Here is a 17465-nt window from a genome sequence, read left to right as displayed (position 1 = left end):
GTAGTAATAAAAGCAGCTTTCTCTCGTTGTCCCTCATGCCTTGCCAACTACTTGGTACATCCCCTCCCTTAGTTTAAGCGCAGCTTGGCACCTCGCTAGTGAATACTGTCTTGTTGTTTTTGCCTGCTTATTCAATTTTGAGTTCAGTATAGTTGACAATCGAGGCAGAACATAGGGGGAAATGAACAATTTTCTTTCATTTTCTAAGGAATTCAGCGCAGCCTCTACACACACCTGACTCCAAACACAATAACACCGCGGATCTGTGATCCGCAGCGCTTCATTATTCGTTATAAGGAAGTCGTTTCTGAAGTCTTACTGCCAAAACTGGCAAAAATCTCAGGTACTTGGCTTGCCTCAACTGGTCTACCAAACAAATACCCTTGCACGGTATTGCAATTAAAATCCTGCAGTAATCGTAAATCGTCCTCTTTCTCTACCCCTTCGGCAATCACATTGATTTTGAGATTGCGAGCGAGCGCAATGATCGTATTTACAATGGCGGCATTGGTTGGGTTAACGGCTATATCCTTCACGAAGGATTGATCAATTTTCAAATGATTGATGGGGAATTCTTTCAAGTAGCTCAATGAGCTGTAGCCTGTACCAAAGTCATCCATAGCGATCTGTAAACCCATACTTCTAAAGCTATTTAATGTCGCCAGCGCGACTTGAACATCCATCGTCATACTTTCTGTAATCTCCAGCTCCAAATACTGTGGCTCAAGTCCTGTAGCCAGAAGTATGCTAGAAATTTGTTCATTCAGTGTCCTGTCATAGAACTGCTTCGAAGACAAATTCACGGCAATGGACACCTTCGGTAACCCTAGATTCTGCCAGCGCTTATTCTGTGCACAAGCCTCCTCGATCACCCATCTGCCAATGGGATAGATGAGACCGGTTTCTTCGGCAATCGGAATAAATTCTAAAGGGGATACACGCCCAAGCTGCGGGCTTTCCCAGCGGATTAAGCTTTCAAAACCGACGATTTTATTCTCCAAAACATCAACCTGCGGCTGATACATCAGTATAAATTCATTCTTCTCGAGCGCTTTACGCAGATGTTTTTCTATTTTAATTCGACGTTCGATTTTGGCATAAATCTGAGGACTGAAATATTGAACTTGATTACCGCCAAGTTCCTTCGCATAATCCATAGCAATATCCGCGTAACGAACCAGTGTTTCTGGGTCTTGGTCATCCTCTGGAAACTGACTAATCCCGATGGAAGGCGAAATATAGATTTCATGCTCCTGGATACGAATAGGTTGATTGATGCTCTGAACGATACTGTCCGTGTAATGGTCTAACTCATATTTCGATTTATGCTTAACTAAACCGATAAATTCATCACTGCCTACACGGAAAACATGAAAGTCTTGAATTAAAAAGCTATTCTTCAATCTCCGAGCAATAACTTGAAGTATGCGGTCCCCAACATCATGACCTAACGATTCATTAGCCAGCTTGAACTGATCTAGATTAACGAATACAACTGCGAAACGCTCTTTCTGGGCCATAGCATCTTCAATCCATTTCGTTAATACTTGTCGATTGGGAAGTCCAGTTAATGGATCATGGTGAACCAAATAGCGAATTCGTTCCTCCATGCTTCGCGACTCTGTAATATCGACCGTTAATGAAATGACTTCGCGAATAACTCCATTGGTCTTGATCGGTCGAAGAACCGTCAAGAAATAGTAGCCGTGCCATTCGGTTTCGAAATCAATAACCTCATCCGTAGTCCAAGCAGATTCATAGTATGGAAGCATGAGATCTGCCATATATCTAGGGAAAATTGCATGGATTGCTTTGCCTACAGCATAATTCTCCTTGATGCCAAGCCGGTCGAACAGCGAGCCCTGCCAACTGGAATAGATAAATTCATCCTGCTCTTTTCGAAATTTCTTTAAAATTCCGTTTTGTTGTTTAATCTTTCGATGCAGCTCATCTTGGAATTGAAGCAGATCTTCTTCCATTTTCAGCAGAAACGTCAGCATCTCGATGTGACTTTTGACGGACTGTTCCTTGCCAGGCATACTGGTATCGTTACGCAGAAACAGTTTCTTTCTCATCGCCGTTTTGCATCTTAAGAGAAATTCTTCTTCCGTAAGCGTGTTGCGTGTTTTTTGAAATAGTGTTTCCTTTTGAAAAAAATCCATTGCTCCGTATTCCAGAGCTTTCATCGCTGCATTCGAGCCTTCTTCCGTGTAGCTGCTTAGCATAATAACCGGCACAGGATGAAAGGTCATAATTTGATTCAAAGCCGTTAAACCATCCATCTCCGGCATCTCGATGTCGAGTGTGACCAGATCAGGCTGTAGTTCTACGATTTTGTCCAATGCATTAGCGCCATTAACCGCGAAGCCTACCACCGTAAATTGCGGATCTTGATCAAAGAGCTTGGCAATCATATTTCGCATTACGATGGAGTCATCGACAATTAGTACACGGAATGTTCTCATACTTGTCACCTGATTCTTAGGAATTCGTCTTCAGCTGCGAGAGTAAATGCTCCCGATCGAAAACTTGGATAAGCCGCTCATCCTTCTTATATATACTGCGAATCGTAGATAGCGAGGCTTTACTTTGTGTAATATGTTCATCCATCTCGTGTTCAAACACGGTTACAATTTCGGTAACCGAATCAACTGCGATCCCAATGGACTGTTCCTCATTCCGTACGATTAGAACGCGAGAATAATTGGAGGATGCTTGTGTCGATAATCCCATACTGCTTCGCAGATCATAAACCAGCAGCAGTTCATCTCTAATATTCATGATACCAAGGACATTGTGCTCTGCCCCCGCAATCTTCGTAATCGGCGGCATAGCCAATATTTCTTGCACATGCTCTAGTTGGAAGCCATACCACTCTGAATCGAAATGAATTGTCACTAGTTCTCTCTTCGCGTTATGTTTGCCTTTATTCGCCCGATCCTTCATGCCAAATCGTACATGGCCTGAGGAGGATTTTTGCATGATCGCATTCACGTCCAAAATAAGGGCAACCAACCCATCTCCAAGAATGGTTGTTCCAGCAATATACGGAATATGTCCAACGATATCGTCTAAGGATTTGATCACGATTTCTTGATTCGCAATTAATTGGTCAACTACAAGGCATACTCGCTTCTCCGCCATCCCGATCATAAGTATCGACTTCTTCACCTTAGTTGTCTCTTCGTTCATGCTGTTCGCTGGTGAAAGCAACGTGTTCAAGCGGAGCAAGGGCAGAATTTCTCCACGCACATGGCAAATTTCTTGACCGTGTAGTATTTGAATTTCTTGTTCGTTATATCTGAAAATTTCTATGATGTTCGAAAGTGGAACCGCTATGGTCCGCTGACCTTGACGAACAAGCAGCGAACGAATAATCGCCAGTGTCAGTGGCAATTTCAACGTAATTGTCGTCCCTTTGCCAATCGCTGTCTCAATGTCAATGAGACCATTCAGCTTCTCTATATGCGAGCGAACAATATCCATGCCTACGCCTCTACCTGATAATTCCGTTACCTGCTCAGCGGTAGACATCCCGGAGTGGAAGATGAGTGAAATGATTTCCTTCTCTGTCATATGAAGTGATTCGTCCTCGGTAATAAACCCCTTATCCACCGCTTTCTTGCGGATACGTTCTGGATCAATCCCGCGACCATCATCTGTGACTGTAATGACAATGGAGTTCTCTTCGTGGGCGGCTTTCATCAGGATATGCCCTTTTCTAGGCTTTCCTGCTGCTTCTCGGTCGTCGGGGCTCTCTAACCCATGGTCTGCTGCATTGCGGAGGATATGAATCAGTGGGTCGCTGATTTCTTCAATCAATGTACGATCCAGTTCCGTTTCTTTCCCTTCGATCGTCAACGCAATCTCTTTATTAGCGGTTTGCGACAAATCTCTGATTAAACGAGGGAACCTGCTGAAAAGCTGTTCTATAGGAATCATCCGTGTTTTCATCATGCCATCGCGCATATTGCTCACGATTTTGCCTAAATGGTGGGTGATATCCTCGAGCAAATGAATATCTGAATCTTGTTTATACTTCTCCTGCAAACGCTTCTTCACTTCAACGAGCCGCGTATTATCGATAAGAAGTTCTCCGACAAGATTAATTAAGTGCTCTAATCGCTGAACATCGACACGTACCGTATGAGAGACAGCCGCTGCTTCTTTCACGACAACAGGTGCTTGTTTCACTGATTTATTGTCAGCATTCGGAGTTGCAGCCACTTGTTGTGAAGGCCGATTAGATTCACTTCCTTGATCCATAGGTTGGCCATTAAATGGACCTACAATCACCTCTGCCAACTGCGAGATCCGATTGATTCTCTCTTGGATCACGTTGCAATCCATTTCCGTTGAAACTAGGAAATGAATAGGCGCTTCTAAATCCTCATCTTTACTGGAGGCATTGAAGCTCGGCTGCGTCGATACGACATCACCCAGTTCCTGCAGTTCACGAAGCACAAGCACCGCTCTGACTGCCTTCATCACGGATCCTGGTTCAATTAAGATGCGAACAGATACTAACGTAGGCTCTGTTATTATCGTAGGTACAACCACTGGTGCAGCAACGGGAGCCGTGCGATCTGGATGCGACAACTGCTCCAGAATGACTACCAAATGTTCCACGGCTTGCTCTTCATAATTGCCTTTTAAAAACAATTCTCTCTGTTGCTTCATATAATCAATACTTTGGAACAATACATTCATGAGTTCAGTTGTAACTTGAATCCGATTGTTGCGGAGGTGATCAAAAATATTTTCCAGTTTATGCATCATCTCTTTCAGCTTCTCAAACCCCATAGCAGCTGCGGAGCCTTTGAGTGTATGAGCAATCCGAAATATCGTTTGAATCGTTTCTGGCTTACTTCCGTTCTCCTCAAGCTCTAGTAAACTTTTATCCAGGAGAAGCAGCTGTTCACTCAATTCATCCAGAAATACACCCATGTATACTTCCATTTGAAAATCACTCATTGCCTCTCACCTCCTGGAGAAAAAGCTCTTGAATATCCAATATCCCTACGAAGCTGCCGTCAATTTCACCAATAGCTTGTAGAAAAATGCTGCCCTGTTGACCAAATTCCTCTGAAACAGGCTTTACTTCCGTGAACCCAACCACTCGGCTGACACAATCTACAACTAGACCCAGTGTTTTACCAGCGAGATGTACGATCATTATGCGCGTATGCTTCGTATCCACAATCGGTCTAATTTGCAGCATGGAACGTAAACAATAGATTGGAATGATGATGCCGCGCAAATTAATGACACCACGTAAATTCTTCTTATTCCCCGGAAGCACCGTAATCTCATGCATCTTTATGATTTCTTGGATATACGAGATAGAGAACGCGTATTGCTCGTGTTGGATTTGACATTCAACATATAAAGGAGTTACCGTCGTTGTCATGTTCAACCCTGCCCTCTCACACTTTGAAATTCGAAACAGATTGATTCAAATCATCTGCTAATGAAGCTAATGAATGGGAAGAGCTCGCCGTTTCTTCTGCAGCCGCTGCAGACTCTTGGCTGACAGAAGCAATATTTTGAATAAAGCTTAGGACTTCTTCCGATTGAGCGGACTGTTGCTCGCTAGCGGCAGCAATTTCGGTTACTTGCTGTGCTGTATTCGCAACCATGCGGACGATATTATCGAACTGAATCCCTGTGCGTTCCGATAGATCAGCTGCTTCTGAAACTGCTTTGACACTCAAATCCGTATTCGTTTGCATGCCTTTAATAATGATAGCAATTTGCTTCGTCGCTTCACCGCTGCGTTCTGCCAGCTTTCTTACTTCCTCAGCCACAACTGCGAAGCCTCTGCCTTGCTCTCCTGCTCTTGCCGCTTCGATTGCTGCGTTGAGTGCTAATAGATTCGTTTGGTCTGCGATATCATCAATAACCTCAATAATCTGGCCAATCTTTTGTGCGTCTTGTTCTAGCAAAGACATCTGCTTCGAAACATTCCCCATGGAATTAATGGACGCTTGTACCGCGATACCGCCTTCTTTGGCGCCATTTCTCGTTTGCTCGGAAAGTTCAGCAACGACTTCTGCGTTCTGTGCTACTGAATCAATGGCAAGTGATAGCTCTTTAAATAGGCTGTTTACGGTTTGGGTTGACTCCGCTTGATGCATGCTTCCTCTGGCAATTTGCTCTGTGGTTGCAGAAATCTCTTCCGCCGCTGCCGCTACATTTTGTGAGGATGATACTGTTCTGCTAATAAGTACGCGCAAGTTTTCCAACATGTCGTTAAATGAATCGGCTAAAGCCCCAAGCTCATCTTTCGATTTCGTAGTTGCTTTCTCTCTCAAGTCACCTTCCGAAGCTTTCCTTACAACAGCCAGCAGGGACTGAACCGTTTTGGATATTGTGCCAGACAAATATAGCGCTACAGTAATGCCAATAATGATTGCCAATATACCGAAAATAAGAATCATGGTCGTTCCGGATTTATTTTGCTCAACAGCCGTATTAACCTCAGCCTTGGAGCCAACGTCATTATAAGTAATCCACTTGTCGAAGAAATCTGATACTTGTGTACGTACTGGTCGAACTTGCGTTATCACATCGTATGCTTGCTTATCTTCATTCTTACTTGCCAGTTGAATAATCGTGTCGGCTTGGTTCATATAGGTTGTCATGGAGGCTAAGATACCATCATAGATGGCCTTTTCTTCTGCCGAGTTTACGAATTCAGCATAGCTTTTCAATCCTTGTACAGCAGCTTCTTTGCTTTTTAAAATGTTCGCTTGCACGGAAGCAATTTTATCGGGTTCATTCTCAATGATGATTTGATGATACATGACTCTAACTTCACTAAAGTCATTTTGAATTTTATTAATTTTGAGAATACTAGGAAGCCAATTCCCTTGCACATTAACAGCTGACTTTTGTATCGAGTTCATACTTAGAATAGCCACTAAACCAACTGTAAACGTTAGAGCTAGCACGAGAATAAAGCCTGCTAATAATTTCGTTTTAATTGTTGCTTTCATCATTAAATCCCCCTAATAATTGGCTACATATCTTTTAATTGAATGGCTGAGAACACAAGATCAATGATTTCCCCACGTGCTTGATTTAAAAAACCTAACTATGTTTGTTGCAAATTTTCAATGGACACACAGGACGTTAGGAGAATTTTATCCGAAAAAAAGTACATCGATAGCTCGTAGGAGGAGGACACATTTCTAACAACTTCACTTATATTGGTGTTTTTGTATCTCTCAGGCAGTTCAATCGCATACATGATGTATAATGGTTCACCCTGCATTTGCGTCATCTGGAAGGATTCTTTATACATGTTCGCTGTAAACGAATTCCATCGAAAACCAAATCTATAAAATGGTTCCTCCTCCCAATTAGGCTCGAATTGTGATACTAATTCGAGAAATTGCTCGCGATAGTAGTGGATTAGATTCATCGTTGTCGTTCCTCGCAATTCCATATCAAAGTTGTTTGTAACTTTTATACATTCTTATCTTATCTAGTAATTGTTGTGAAACTTCTGTTTAGGATTTTAGCTAATCATGTTTTTTGCTAATAATTAGCTAATGATTATGACAAATTATTGGGAAAAACGACGAAAAAATACCTACTTTTTATCGTGTAAATTTAACAATCACATCTTTATACTCATGTAAGCTGGAGAATAAATGAGCCATTATACCTACGCGATCGATGACATGAAGAAACGCCCATCCTCTGGCTTTTAGAAGCAAGGTGATGAGCGTTTGGGTTATGGGTTATATGGCTCGGCGGATAGCATCCAATACGCGATCGCCTTGAAATGGCTTTACAATGAAATCTTTTGCTCCAGCTTGAATCGCTTGAACGACCATGCCTTGCTGCCCCATTGCAGAGCACATGACAATTTTGGCATTCGAATCCTTTTTCCTAATTTCTTTCACGGCTTCTACGCCTTCCATCTCCGGCATTGTGATATCCATCGTTACAATATCCGGCTTGAGCTCCTGGTACTTCTGTACGGCAACCAGACCATTCTCCGCTTCACCAATAACGTCGTGACCGCCTTTGGTTAGAATATCCTTCAGCATCATTCGCATGAATGCTGCATCATCTACGATTAAAATTTTCGCCATCTTCTATCACTCCTCTTATCAAAGATCCTTAAGTAAGACCACTCGGATATCGCCAACCGTATCAATCGAAATCGGCAACGTCAGCTTGTTGGCTTGTTCATTGAAATGAAAATTATCCTGCAGCAAAGATGGCGTCGTAATATCCAGAGAAACACCTTGCTCACCTAAGATCGTTGTGGTCCCGCCCGCAATAATGTTAGCAATTTCACTAACACAGCTATCGAGCATTTCCCCTTCCATGTACATCCCAAATATCGCTTCGCTCATGCGGCTAAACACGACACGCTGTCCGTCTAAAATCATACTGTATTCGCTGTTCGTAAAATTGATGGAGACACCAATTTCGTCCTTGCTGATCGGTTCATTGCTTGCATTTACTTCAGCTTGATCTAACGATTGTGGAATCATGTTGCCAATCGAAACCCTAACACTATCGAGCAATAAATTTTGCAAGTTCTGTGTCATACTTCTCTCCCCTATTCAGCCCTCGTGAAACCGTAGTAATTATCGATACATTCACTTTAGTCTATAATTGTTAGTTATCTTCAATCCTAAATGTTAAGGATGTATGTGAATATGACAAAACGGAGCACGCTGCTCGCGTACTCCGTTCATGGACATGACTTATTTAGGATAATTCATCTAATAATTGCTTCAACACGATGGCATCTGAACGCAATTGTTCAAATGTACTATCCATCACGAATTCCATAAGCATGTAGCGTGCTTCATGCGTATCGATCTGTGCGAGATACTGGCGCCACTCGTTGATCCCCTCCGAAAACGGTCTGCGTACGTTTCCATTCCAATAATACGTATGTATGTTTAACAGCTTTTCTCGTGCAGCTAATTCACGAAGTCCCTCACAGCGAGCTTTCACGGTAAGCTCTGGTGTTGGCTGCCACAAACAGTACAGATTCGAATGATCTGCTTGATCAAGAAGTTGCATAGCTGATTCATTCGTATCTGTTAAGGTTCCCCTGTGCCATTCTAATGCTACTTGAATGCCTTCTCCTGCCGCCATTTCAGATATAAGTTTGGCTTCCTTTGCAAGCCGCGCACGATAGTCAGATTTTGCTTCCGAAGACGAAAGTGTCCCTGCCCATACGCGAATGATCGGCGCCTGCAAAGCTTTCGCTGCAATCAGGCTCGCTCGAAAAGTTAGCTCTGGATGCTCGTGCTCAGACAACTTAAAATACGAACCATATGCTGCAACCTGCATGCCATGCTCAATTGTCCTTCGGTAAAGTTGCGCTGCTCCTTCTTCATCCCCAGGATGCACATGCGCATTTTCCGACCATTCAATCGCTTTCAATCCACAGGCACTGCTAGCTAGAAGAATCTCCTCTGCTGTCTTGTCACGAAATGTCACCGATACAATCCCTGGTAAAATCATGATTACATTTCCTCTCACCTTGAAATAGTCCTAAATTACATGATTCCTCAAACTGCTGGAATTGTAAAGAAAAAAAGACTGCATTCACCCGAGTAGGAAGAGTGATTGTAGTCTTTTGGTACTTGCGACTATTTCCAAATATTTTAGCGTTTGAAGCCTTGCAGCTGTTGTTCAGCGATTTGAACCAGCCGCTTCGTGATTGTACCACCGATTGAACCCGCATCGCGAGTCAAGAGATTTCCATTGTAACCATTCGGTTGCAGTGAAATTCCCAGCTCTTGTGCAACTTCATACTTCAATTGATTTAAAGCGGCCTTAGCTTGTGGAACTAGCAATGTGTTGTTGTTAGCCATTCGTAAATCACTCCTTCTCGTGGTGTACTCTTATGATGTGGAGTGTAAGGAAATCTTATACATTCAAAATATTTATTTTTCGTGTTTTAATGGAATAACGATTGCGAACGTAACACCAGCTTCTTGCATAGTAAAATCAATGCTTCCTCTATACCGTTCAATTAACTGTTTGATGATATGAAGTCCTAAACCTTTATTTTTCTTATTTGACTTGGTGGAGAACCCAGATTCAAATATTTTGGTAGAAATCTCTGGACTCACCGGGTTGCAGGTATTCAGCACCTTAATAATGAGTTGGTTGCCCTGAACTGTTCCTTCGATCGTAACTTTTCGTTCCGTGACGGGAAGCTCGATCGTCGCGTCAAACGCATTATCAATTAAATTACTCAAGATGCGCACCAGATCCGTGGTCTTAATCGTCGTCAGTCGCAGGTTTTCCATATTTTTGAACTCAACCTGCATGTCAATGTTATGCACTTCGGATTGCGCTAGCTTGGCTTGGATAATTCCGCTTAATGCTGGAATATTAATTTCAACAGCTTTAATTTTGTTATCCATCATTTTAGCTTCCTGGATCAATGGATCGATATATTCTTGCAAGCTTTCAAATTTCTTTAATTTGATCATCCACGAGATGGTCGTAATATGGTTGATGATGTCATGACGCTGTTCCTTAATCGACTGAACAATAGAATTGATGTTCTCTAAGTAGACATCTTGAACTGTCTTAACGGCTCCTTCATTCTTTTTCCGGGTAATGGAGAAGAGAACGATGATAACTAGACAAACCAACACGGTTACAATGCTCATGAAGATGAAAACTTCACGAAATTGCTGATTTAATGTTTTCTGAATTTGGCTGTAATCGGTTGCGACCATGACCACTTTCGTGAAATCATCCTTCTTGTACTTCAGATTGGAAGTTACAATCGGTGTAAAGCTTTTTAATACATTTTTCCCATTAATCATGACATTGTACACAACGGTTTTATTGTGATCGATGGCTTCTCGAATTCGCATCTCTTCCGTAGCATCTCTATACACATAAGAACCGCCGACAACGAGCCTTTCCGAATAAAAACCACCTCTATCATAAGGTGTAGGTCCTTTATCGAAAATTTTCTCCGGATTCAAGACGCCAATTTCCAGCAGATTTCCTTGGTTATTGTCTAGTAGCTCCTGAATACTGACATCCACGCCTACTTTTTCCCGATAATGGGCAAGACTACTGGATACGTTTACATAAGGATTAATAATATAATTGGTGGTCCCGTCGTAATACTCCCCCCATTTTCTAATGTTGGATTCATCTGTAGAGGCTGTATCTATGGGCCCGCTCCAAAAATGGTCGAGCGTTAAGCCCGTACCTACATCAACGGTTTTCATGTCGGTTAATTGCAATTGCGCTGAATATACAATGCCCCACGTCTTGGAACTGACATTGATTTCTTTGGGATCTGAAGATCTCACGCCAATAAAATCATCGCCTCTTCGCTCAAATAACGTAATGCCGGCTAAATTCAGCTTATTACTTAATTCAATGAGCTGCTCATTCGTGACATTATGAAAATCTGGATCCAAAGACTTCTGTATAACTAACGAAGTTGTTCTAAGATCATGAGCAAGCATCTCATCGTATGTAGCTTCGACTTCATTCTGTTTATCCAGCTCCGACGAAATCGTAGAAGTTACAAGATTGATTTTCTCTTGTTGATGGTTATTTAGCAGAATTTTGGAGTGTTGAAAATACGTAATATTCATACTTATGATGGCGATTAAAAAGATTAAGATTGTTTTAAGCGGGAATTTATCCAATGATGCAAACATGCTTACGATCTCCCTCAAAATTCATGTAGTTACTTCATTATAAAGCAATTTTGTCGAATTTTGCAGTTTAATTTCGACACAGATATTGGATAATCTTGCGTTTAGATCATCAGATGACTTAGAACGCTTCGTAAAATCTCACTTGTTTCTTGTTTTTGCAACTCGAGTGCCGATTTCGCGAACTTTTCTTGTACCAGATCATCTTCAATTAAAAGAAGCAGCCATATCGCATGCAAGGCACTATATCTGTGATAATTTGTTATAAAATTCATCGGGGTTGGCTTACCCATGCTATGACGAACAGAGATGTATGTGTTCAGAATGTCTAAGCGTGCTGCCCGATGCATGGCTGGTCTCCAATATTGGGGGCTGGTGATGTCCATCAAGGTGTACAGATCCCAGAACACACTATTCTTATGGATATATTCCCAGTCGAAAATATAAAGACTCTGATTTACTTCTGCTATGTTTAACGGATATAAATCGCCATGTGAAATAACCGTTTCGGATTCAACTTGAGGTTGGAGAATAACTTCTCGGTAAATAAAATCGATGTTAGCTAAAGAAAATCCAAGACTACGAAGTACATCTTTCATTTGCTCAGCCATAGACAGAATAAAACCTTGAATCTCTTGGGTGTGCGGCGTGTGACCTTTAAATTCTTTCGGTACAAGATGAGTAGGCAAGAGATGCCAATGGGGCATGTAGGCTGCTGTTTTTTTCATGATATCCATGCTAAACGTATGAGTTAACTCACCAAGATCTTCGAAGACGATCCAATAGTTCTCGGGCTCCTTCGCGCTTGAAAAATAAGAGATCTTGGGCATATGCACCTTGGGAATTCGGAAGCTAATATTTTCTTGCACCCACAGTTCTCTTCCCATCGAAGGATAGTTCGTTAAGGGCTTATAAATATAGCTGGTTATTTGATCATCTAAACATACTCGGATCCGTTCCACCTGTTGACCATTGCGACCCACATAGATAACTTCTCGTTCATGTGGAATGGCGTGATGGACACTGCCCGATTCGTTAAATATGTATTCTTTTGCAGCTATCATTTGCTTCTGCCCCGTCCTGCGTTTACTATTCTTTACTATACCACATAACACTTGATGTAAGATATGCTCTTTCCGACAAAATATGATATATTTTGCATATACCTGTTCAAGAAAAGATTACATCCCCCGGATGGAGGCCTTATCATTATGTTACATGTACTCGTGGACGACAAAGATCAAACAGCGTGGTATCCCAATTATCTCAGTGGTTTAAGAAAAGGACTTGATTCCGCGGGAGTTCCGTATACCTTTTCCTCTGATCTACCCACAGACCCTCAACATCCAGTCTTAATAACACGATACACGTTATTTGATCTAATTAAAGAAGCAGATCCTGTTCCTGAGCAGCTTTATATTCAAGAGCATGATGTCTGGAATCCCTTCACCAATGTACTAGATTTAGATTCGTTATGGATCTTTCAACATCCATCCTTGAAAGCCATTTTCTATACCAATCCAAGCATGGTACCGTGGGGGAAACGCTGCCTGCCTCCAGGATCACAAGTCGAAGTCATCGCAGCAGGCTTTCCCTATGACCATGACTATGTGAATGCGACCTTGAACGGAATTACAGCTTCGAATGAACGCGAGAAGCTCATTGTATTCCCAGGTCGAATGAATGAATTCTATCAACCTTACCTTTCTGTACGCTTGTCGTTTGAATTTATGGAGCTAGGCTACAGAGTGGTTATCGCATCGCCGATTACGCCGCTGTCTCATTATCCAGTCGCGATGTGGAAAGAGTTAGGCATTGAAGTGGGCAGACTCCCGCATGCTGAATATTATCAACTCTTATCGAAGGCAACTGCTGCTGTATCCGTCACGATTGGCGGTAGTCTCACCTTGGCTCTCTATGAAGCGCAGCTCTTAGGCGCCACACCGATTGCTCCCAAGGGACGACCTGATCTGCCTCCATTCACCGAAATGTACAACCCGAGATATGATCTGCTGAATCCAAGAGAAGCCATTGACATGGTTGAAAATAAAGCTAGTGTTAGCATCGATACGAGATGGTTTAGTATTGATGAATACGTGCGAACGGTACTTGAGGCGATTGCCAATCAGTCGCCTATGTATGTGAAATAGAAAAGAAGAAGCCCACCTATCGGGCTTCTTCTTTGTATGTCTAGCTCTATGGCAGCACATTCCCTGCCGCACGATAAATTTCGTACCATTCCTGACGAGTCAACTGAATATCGCCGGCTTTAGCGCAATCGATCAATCGATTGATATTCATTGTTCCTGTAACTGGCTGCATCCGTGCCGGATGACGCAAAATCCATGCAATTGCAATTGTCGTATTGGACACTTCATATTTCGCCGCGATTTCATCAATCTTGAGATTCAATTCGGGGAACTTCTCGTTGCCAAGAAATACGCCTTCGAAGAATCCGTACTGGAAAGGCGACCAAGGTTGTATCGTGATATCGTTCAAACGGCAATAATCAAGAATGCCGCCATCACGGTCAACTGCAGAATCATTCAGCATATTCACATTCATACCATTCGAAATCATCGTAGCGTTGGTGATGCTTAATTGCAATTGATTCGCTACAAGCGGCTGCTTCACTGATTTCTTCAATAGTTGAATTTGTAGGGGAGTCTGATTGGAAACACCAAAGTGTCTGACTTTCCCCGTGCTTTCCAGTAGATCAAACGCTTCAGCGACCTCATCGGGCTCCACTAAAGCATCTGGGCGGTGCAAAAGTAAAATATCTAAGTAATCCGTTTTGAGCCTTTTCAAAATGTTGTCCACGGATTCCAAAATATGCTCTTTGGAGAAGTCGAACATTCCTTTGCGAATACCGCATTTGGATTGCAGAATGATCTTTTCGCGTACATCATCATTCATATGGATAGCATCAGCGAAAATTTCCTCACAAGTACCACCACCGTAAATATCCGCATGGTCAAAGAAATTGGCCCCTATATCCATGGCCCCTTGGACGAAACGTTCAGCCTCGATCTTGTCCAACGAGTTAATTCTCATACAACCTACTGCAATCACAGGAACTTCTAATGTGCTGGTTCCCAGCTTCATCGTTTTCATAATAAGATAAATCCTCCTTCAAGGCTCTTTCACTTTGTAAGTTCTATTGTGTACCTCTACCATTGTCACACATTGCCTAGTCATATTCAAGAATTGCGGAGAATGACTAATAGAGCCTCTTGGCATATCCTTCAGCTAATCGAGCTGCAATGACCTCAGCGGTCATACCTTCAAGTTTTGCATGATCAGATATGATTTGAGAAGGGGAAGGCAAATTATTCTTAGGCAGCCAAGTTGTATGATCCCATATCCTTGAACGCTTAAAAGCTTTGGCACAATGGAGAAAACACTCTTCAACAGCCACAACGATTCCTAGTAAATGGAGAAACGCCATTAACACTCATTGTTTGCAACAACTTTTGATCTTTCGTGATAAAAGCACGACCATTTATTCGTAAGGTTTCTCCTAATCCTGGAATTAGAAATACCATTCCAATCTGCGGATTGGAAATGATATTTCGAAAGGAATCTATTTTCTTATTCCCTGGCCGATCTGGAATTACTAGATATTGGTCATCAATGACTTGCACGAATCCAGCCGAATCCCCTCGTGGCGATACATCACATTTACCTGCAGCATCAGAGGTTGAAATAAATATGAAAGGTGACTTAGAAATAAACTCCCTGCAATGTTGATCTATATGGGAAATAACCTTATTTTCAACAAGTGCACTTGGGTAGCCGAGAATGGATCGAAGCTCATCTTCGGAAGTGATGAACTCCTTATTATCAATCAATTGCACACTAATCTCTGCCTCCTCCTTATTCATGTTGAATTACGCTGCCTTTTCTGAATCGCGTGCATACCCATGACTTACAGCCACAAGCTCATAGGTATCTAACTGTGCAGATTGATTACTCAGTAGGAATGCACCAGAAGAAAACCAGCCGTTTACTTGTTCGAAACGAGCAACCATCGCACCGGATGATTCATCAGCGATTTCATATTCCTTTGAAAATGCAGGAGAGATGATCTCGTAGCTGCCTCGACCTTCAGTTTCATATGTGAATTTCTTGGTGAAAAAGGCAAATCTGCTTCGCAACACGCCTAACACCTCGCCGTCGACATCGGTAACCTCCCATTTTCCTGAGAAAAACGGAAAGCTTCCTCTGCACAGCAACTGGCCGTTCTGTCCATACACATCGATCGCAGAGCCAAAAGTGCTCTTCAAATCAAGACGACCGACGTTTTCTTCCTTCTCGCCCAGAATCTCCGTTTCACCCGCACTAAAAAATTTATCCCGAAAGTATAGATTCATTTTGTTCGCCTCCCTCTAGAATAGATACGCTAAAGAGGTGGTAATAGTTACTCTTTTTTCCAGTCGAACATGCCAAAAAAGGAAGGTTCTTCATGAACCCTCCTTCGGCGTTGTCACTGCTCTATCCATATTTTTTCAATCATCTAAAAGCCTTTTTATTTGTTTCTCTAATCGTCTGTTAAGAAGATGTGCGAATCCAATTCCCAGCGATATGATAATTCCAACCATAGCCAACCAAAAATATTTACTCAATAAAATATGGTTAAATAACCAATTGTTCATCGTCCTCCTACTTTCCATTTTTCATTATTTCAGTAAGCCGATTTCGTTGACTTGGACGGCGATATCAAAGTCAAATTGCATCTTCGCATATTGCGTTCGCCACCATGGCTCCGTCCAGGTTTTCGGTGCAAACCTAGCCCTATAGAATAACCCTAATCCAATTGGATCTGCTTCCATATCCTGAAGTTGAAGTATGACTTTTTCACAATGCTTTTTAATATACGTTTCCATTTTTTTCTTGGCCGTATCCAGATCCGCTTTAATGTCTAGCTGATACCCATTATGCTCAAATAGTTGTCCTCTGACCTTAATATCAAAGCGGACATGATCCGGTTTTTGGGGATCAAAATTTAAGGTACGTTTATTCTGTACATAAGAGATACTTGTTAACTCCTCTTTATCTTCTGAGTTTACATACATGGTCATGCTATTGTTATAATTGACTCCCCTGAGTAAATAATAATAGGGAATCAACGATTTCTCGATTGACCCCACCATTTTCCCATCCCGGATCACAGCCAAACCTGCTATGTTGATGTCCTTCTCATTTAATTGAAGAATGGGCACAACCGCATCTACCCCAGTCACATGCCTCTCTGCCATGATGGTATTTAACCGGGCACCTCCCGATTTAGGAGGTCTTTCTTCCGATAAAATTAAACCATACAGATACATCGGTGTAATCATTTTATCTTTGAAGCTAGCTTCCAAATAAGCTGAGGCTTTTCCTTTGGTAACAACCACATACAAAGTAGGATTAACACTGGGATCCCCAAAAAGTGGCGTAATAATCGGCGTAATACCCGATTTAGCCAAGTCCTCACTGATTAGAATGAGCTTACATTGACCGGCAACCACACCATACTTACCTGACTTCAAACGAAACTGCTCCCATGCATCATTCATACCTTTTATATTTGCGCTTATGACTTCCACTTTTTCTTGAGCGCCATATACAGGATTAGGCAAGCTGCTCGTAACCGTTATCTTCTTGGCTTCTGATTGATCAAAAGCCATAGCTAAAATAAGCGATTGATCGTCGATAATCTTCTTATCAACAGCTGTTCCAGCTGTTCCACATCCGACTAATACGAGTAAAAATCCCATGACAACGGCAATTCTTACTAACACT

At 42.1% G+C, this 17465-nt stretch carries 15 protein-coding genes and 1 pseudogene; 1 reads left to right on the top strand and 15 read right to left on the bottom strand.

Annotated elements, in window-relative coordinates; genetic code table 11:
- Nucleotides 1-290: 290 nt before the first annotated feature.
- The 11 genes from AC58QO_RS10930 to AC58QO_RS10880 form a co-directional block, all read right to left on the bottom strand.
- On the bottom strand, nucleotides 291-2465 hold the full coding sequence (locus AC58QO_RS10930) for an EAL domain-containing protein (RefSeq protein ID WP_497265318.1): 2175 nt from the start codon (nucleotides 2463-2465) through the stop codon (nucleotides 291-293).
- A gap of 16 nt (nucleotides 2466-2481) precedes the next feature.
- Nucleotides 2482-4974 carry a chemotaxis protein CheW gene (locus AC58QO_RS10925; RefSeq protein ID WP_497265317.1) on the bottom strand — a complete coding sequence of 831 codons (2493 nt, stop codon included), beginning with the start codon at nucleotides 4972-4974 and terminating at the stop codon, nucleotides 2482-2484.
- On the bottom strand, nucleotides 4967-5410 hold the full coding sequence (locus AC58QO_RS10920; protein ID WP_497265316.1) for a chemotaxis protein CheW: 444 nt from the start codon (nucleotides 5408-5410) through the stop codon (nucleotides 4967-4969). The genes AC58QO_RS10925 and AC58QO_RS10920 overlap by 8 nt, the downstream gene beginning before the upstream one ends.
- A 16-nt stretch (nucleotides 5411-5426) precedes the next feature.
- Nucleotides 5427-7001, bottom strand: coding sequence for a methyl-accepting chemotaxis protein (locus tag AC58QO_RS10915; protein ID WP_497265315.1), 1575 nt, complete (start codon nucleotides 6999-7001; stop codon nucleotides 5427-5429).
- 95 nt (nucleotides 7002-7096) lie between these two features.
- On the bottom strand, nucleotides 7097-7426 hold the full coding sequence (locus AC58QO_RS10910; protein WP_497265314.1) for a hypothetical protein: 330 nt from the start codon (nucleotides 7424-7426) through the stop codon (nucleotides 7097-7099).
- Nucleotides 7427-7748: 322 nt separating this feature from the next.
- Nucleotides 7749-8105, bottom strand: a complete 357-nt coding sequence (locus AC58QO_RS10905; RefSeq protein ID WP_497265313.1) for a response regulator — start codon at nucleotides 8103-8105, stop codon at nucleotides 7749-7751.
- An 18-nt stretch (nucleotides 8106-8123) separates the two neighbouring features.
- Nucleotides 8124-8570 (bottom strand): chemotaxis protein CheX, encoded by a 447-nt coding sequence (locus tag AC58QO_RS10900; RefSeq protein ID WP_497265312.1) that lies wholly within the window; start codon nucleotides 8568-8570, stop codon nucleotides 8124-8126.
- A 163-nt stretch (nucleotides 8571-8733) separates the two neighbouring features.
- Complete coding sequence (locus tag AC58QO_RS10895; RefSeq protein WP_497265311.1) at nucleotides 8734-9501, bottom strand: sugar phosphate isomerase/epimerase family protein; 768 nt, start codon at nucleotides 9499-9501, stop codon at nucleotides 8734-8736.
- Between the two features lie 143 nt (nucleotides 9502-9644).
- On the bottom strand, nucleotides 9645-9854 hold the full coding sequence (locus AC58QO_RS10890) for an alpha/beta-type small acid-soluble spore protein (RefSeq protein ID WP_497265310.1): 210 nt from the start codon (nucleotides 9852-9854) through the stop codon (nucleotides 9645-9647).
- A 72-nt stretch (nucleotides 9855-9926) separates the two neighbouring features.
- Nucleotides 9927-11681: a sensor histidine kinase gene (locus AC58QO_RS10885; RefSeq protein WP_497265309.1), complete on the bottom strand. Its 1755-nt coding sequence runs from the start codon at nucleotides 11679-11681 to the stop codon at nucleotides 9927-9929.
- A gap of 101 nt (nucleotides 11682-11782) precedes the next feature.
- On the bottom strand, nucleotides 11783-12742 hold the full coding sequence (locus tag AC58QO_RS10880; protein WP_497265308.1) for a hypothetical protein: 960 nt from the start codon (nucleotides 12740-12742) through the stop codon (nucleotides 11783-11785).
- A gap of 147 nt (nucleotides 12743-12889) precedes the next feature.
- On the opposite strand from AC58QO_RS10880, the gene AC58QO_RS10875 reads away from it, so the two are divergent.
- Nucleotides 12890-13828: a hypothetical protein gene (locus tag AC58QO_RS10875; RefSeq protein WP_497265307.1), complete on the top strand. Its 939-nt coding sequence runs from the start codon at nucleotides 12890-12892 to the stop codon at nucleotides 13826-13828.
- Between the two features lie 46 nt (nucleotides 13829-13874).
- Here the strand turns inward: AC58QO_RS10875 and AC58QO_RS10870 are convergent, their stop codons facing one another.
- The 4 genes and pseudogenes from AC58QO_RS10870 to AC58QO_RS10855 form a co-directional block, all read right to left on the bottom strand.
- Nucleotides 13875-14792, bottom strand: a complete 918-nt coding sequence (locus tag AC58QO_RS10870; RefSeq protein WP_497265306.1) for an aldo/keto reductase — start codon at nucleotides 14790-14792, stop codon at nucleotides 13875-13877.
- Between the two features lie 106 nt (nucleotides 14793-14898).
- A pseudogene (locus AC58QO_RS10865) lies at nucleotides 14899-15562 on the bottom strand (pyridoxamine 5'-phosphate oxidase family protein).
- 6 nt (nucleotides 15563-15568) lie between these two features.
- Nucleotides 15569-16051, bottom strand: coding sequence for an LURP-one-related/scramblase family protein (locus AC58QO_RS10860; RefSeq protein WP_497265305.1), 483 nt, complete (start codon nucleotides 16049-16051; stop codon nucleotides 15569-15571).
- A gap of 306 nt (nucleotides 16052-16357) precedes the next feature.
- A complete protein-coding gene (locus AC58QO_RS10855) occupies nucleotides 16358-17464 on the bottom strand; it encodes a Ger(x)C family spore germination protein (RefSeq protein WP_497265304.1) in 1107 nt (368 codons plus the stop codon).
- Between the last annotated feature and the right edge of the window lies 1 nt (nucleotide 17465).

It is taken from the genome of Paenibacillus sp. J31R30 (assembly GCF_059692115.1).
Note: the sequence above shows the minus strand (reverse complement) of the source record. Positions and strands in the feature narration are given on the sequence as shown.

Bases quoted from the DNA above. Each gene is read 5' to 3' on its own strand.
- AC58QO_RS10875 (WP_497265307.1), top strand. From the start codon at position 12,890: ATGTTACATGTACTCGTGGACGACAAAGATCAAACAGCGTGGTATCCC.
- AC58QO_RS10890 (WP_497265310.1), bottom strand. From the start codon at position 9,854: ATGGCTAACAACAACACATTGCTAGTTCCACAAGCTAAGGCCGCTTTA.
- AC58QO_RS10915 (WP_497265315.1), bottom strand. From the start codon at position 7,001: ATGATGAAAGCAACAATTAAAACGAAATTATTAGCAGGCTTTATTCTC.
- AC58QO_RS10930 (WP_497265318.1), bottom strand. From the start codon at position 2,465: ATGAGAACATTCCGTGTACTAATTGTCGATGACTCCATCGTAATGCGA.
- AC58QO_RS10895 (WP_497265311.1), bottom strand. From the start codon at position 9,501: ATGATTTTACCAGGGATTGTATCGGTGACATTTCGTGACAAGACAGCA.
- AC58QO_RS10910 (WP_497265314.1), bottom strand. From the start codon at position 7,426: ATGAATCTAATCCACTACTATCGCGAGCAATTTCTCGAATTAGTATCA.
- AC58QO_RS10870 (WP_497265306.1), bottom strand. From the start codon at position 14,792: ATGAAAACGATGAAGCTGGGAACCAGCACATTAGAAGTTCCTGTGATT.
- AC58QO_RS10920 (WP_497265316.1), bottom strand. From the start codon at position 5,410: ATGACAACGACGGTAACTCCTTTATATGTTGAATGTCAAATCCAACAC.
- AC58QO_RS10925 (WP_497265317.1), bottom strand. From the start codon at position 4,974: ATGAGTGATTTTCAAATGGAAGTATACATGGGTGTATTTCTGGATGAA.
- AC58QO_RS10905 (WP_497265313.1), bottom strand. From the start codon at position 8,105: ATGGCGAAAATTTTAATCGTAGATGATGCAGCATTCATGCGAATGATG.
- AC58QO_RS10885 (WP_497265309.1), bottom strand. From the start codon at position 11,681: ATGTTTGCATCATTGGATAAATTCCCGCTTAAAACAATCTTAATCTTT.
- AC58QO_RS10900 (WP_497265312.1), bottom strand. From the start codon at position 8,570: ATGACACAGAACTTGCAAAATTTATTGCTCGATAGTGTTAGGGTTTCG.
- AC58QO_RS10880 (WP_497265308.1), bottom strand. From the start codon at position 12,742: ATGATAGCTGCAAAAGAATACATATTTAACGAATCGGGCAGTGTCCAT.
- AC58QO_RS10860 (WP_497265305.1), bottom strand. From the start codon at position 16,051: ATGAATCTATACTTTCGGGATAAATTTTTTAGTGCGGGTGAAACGGAG.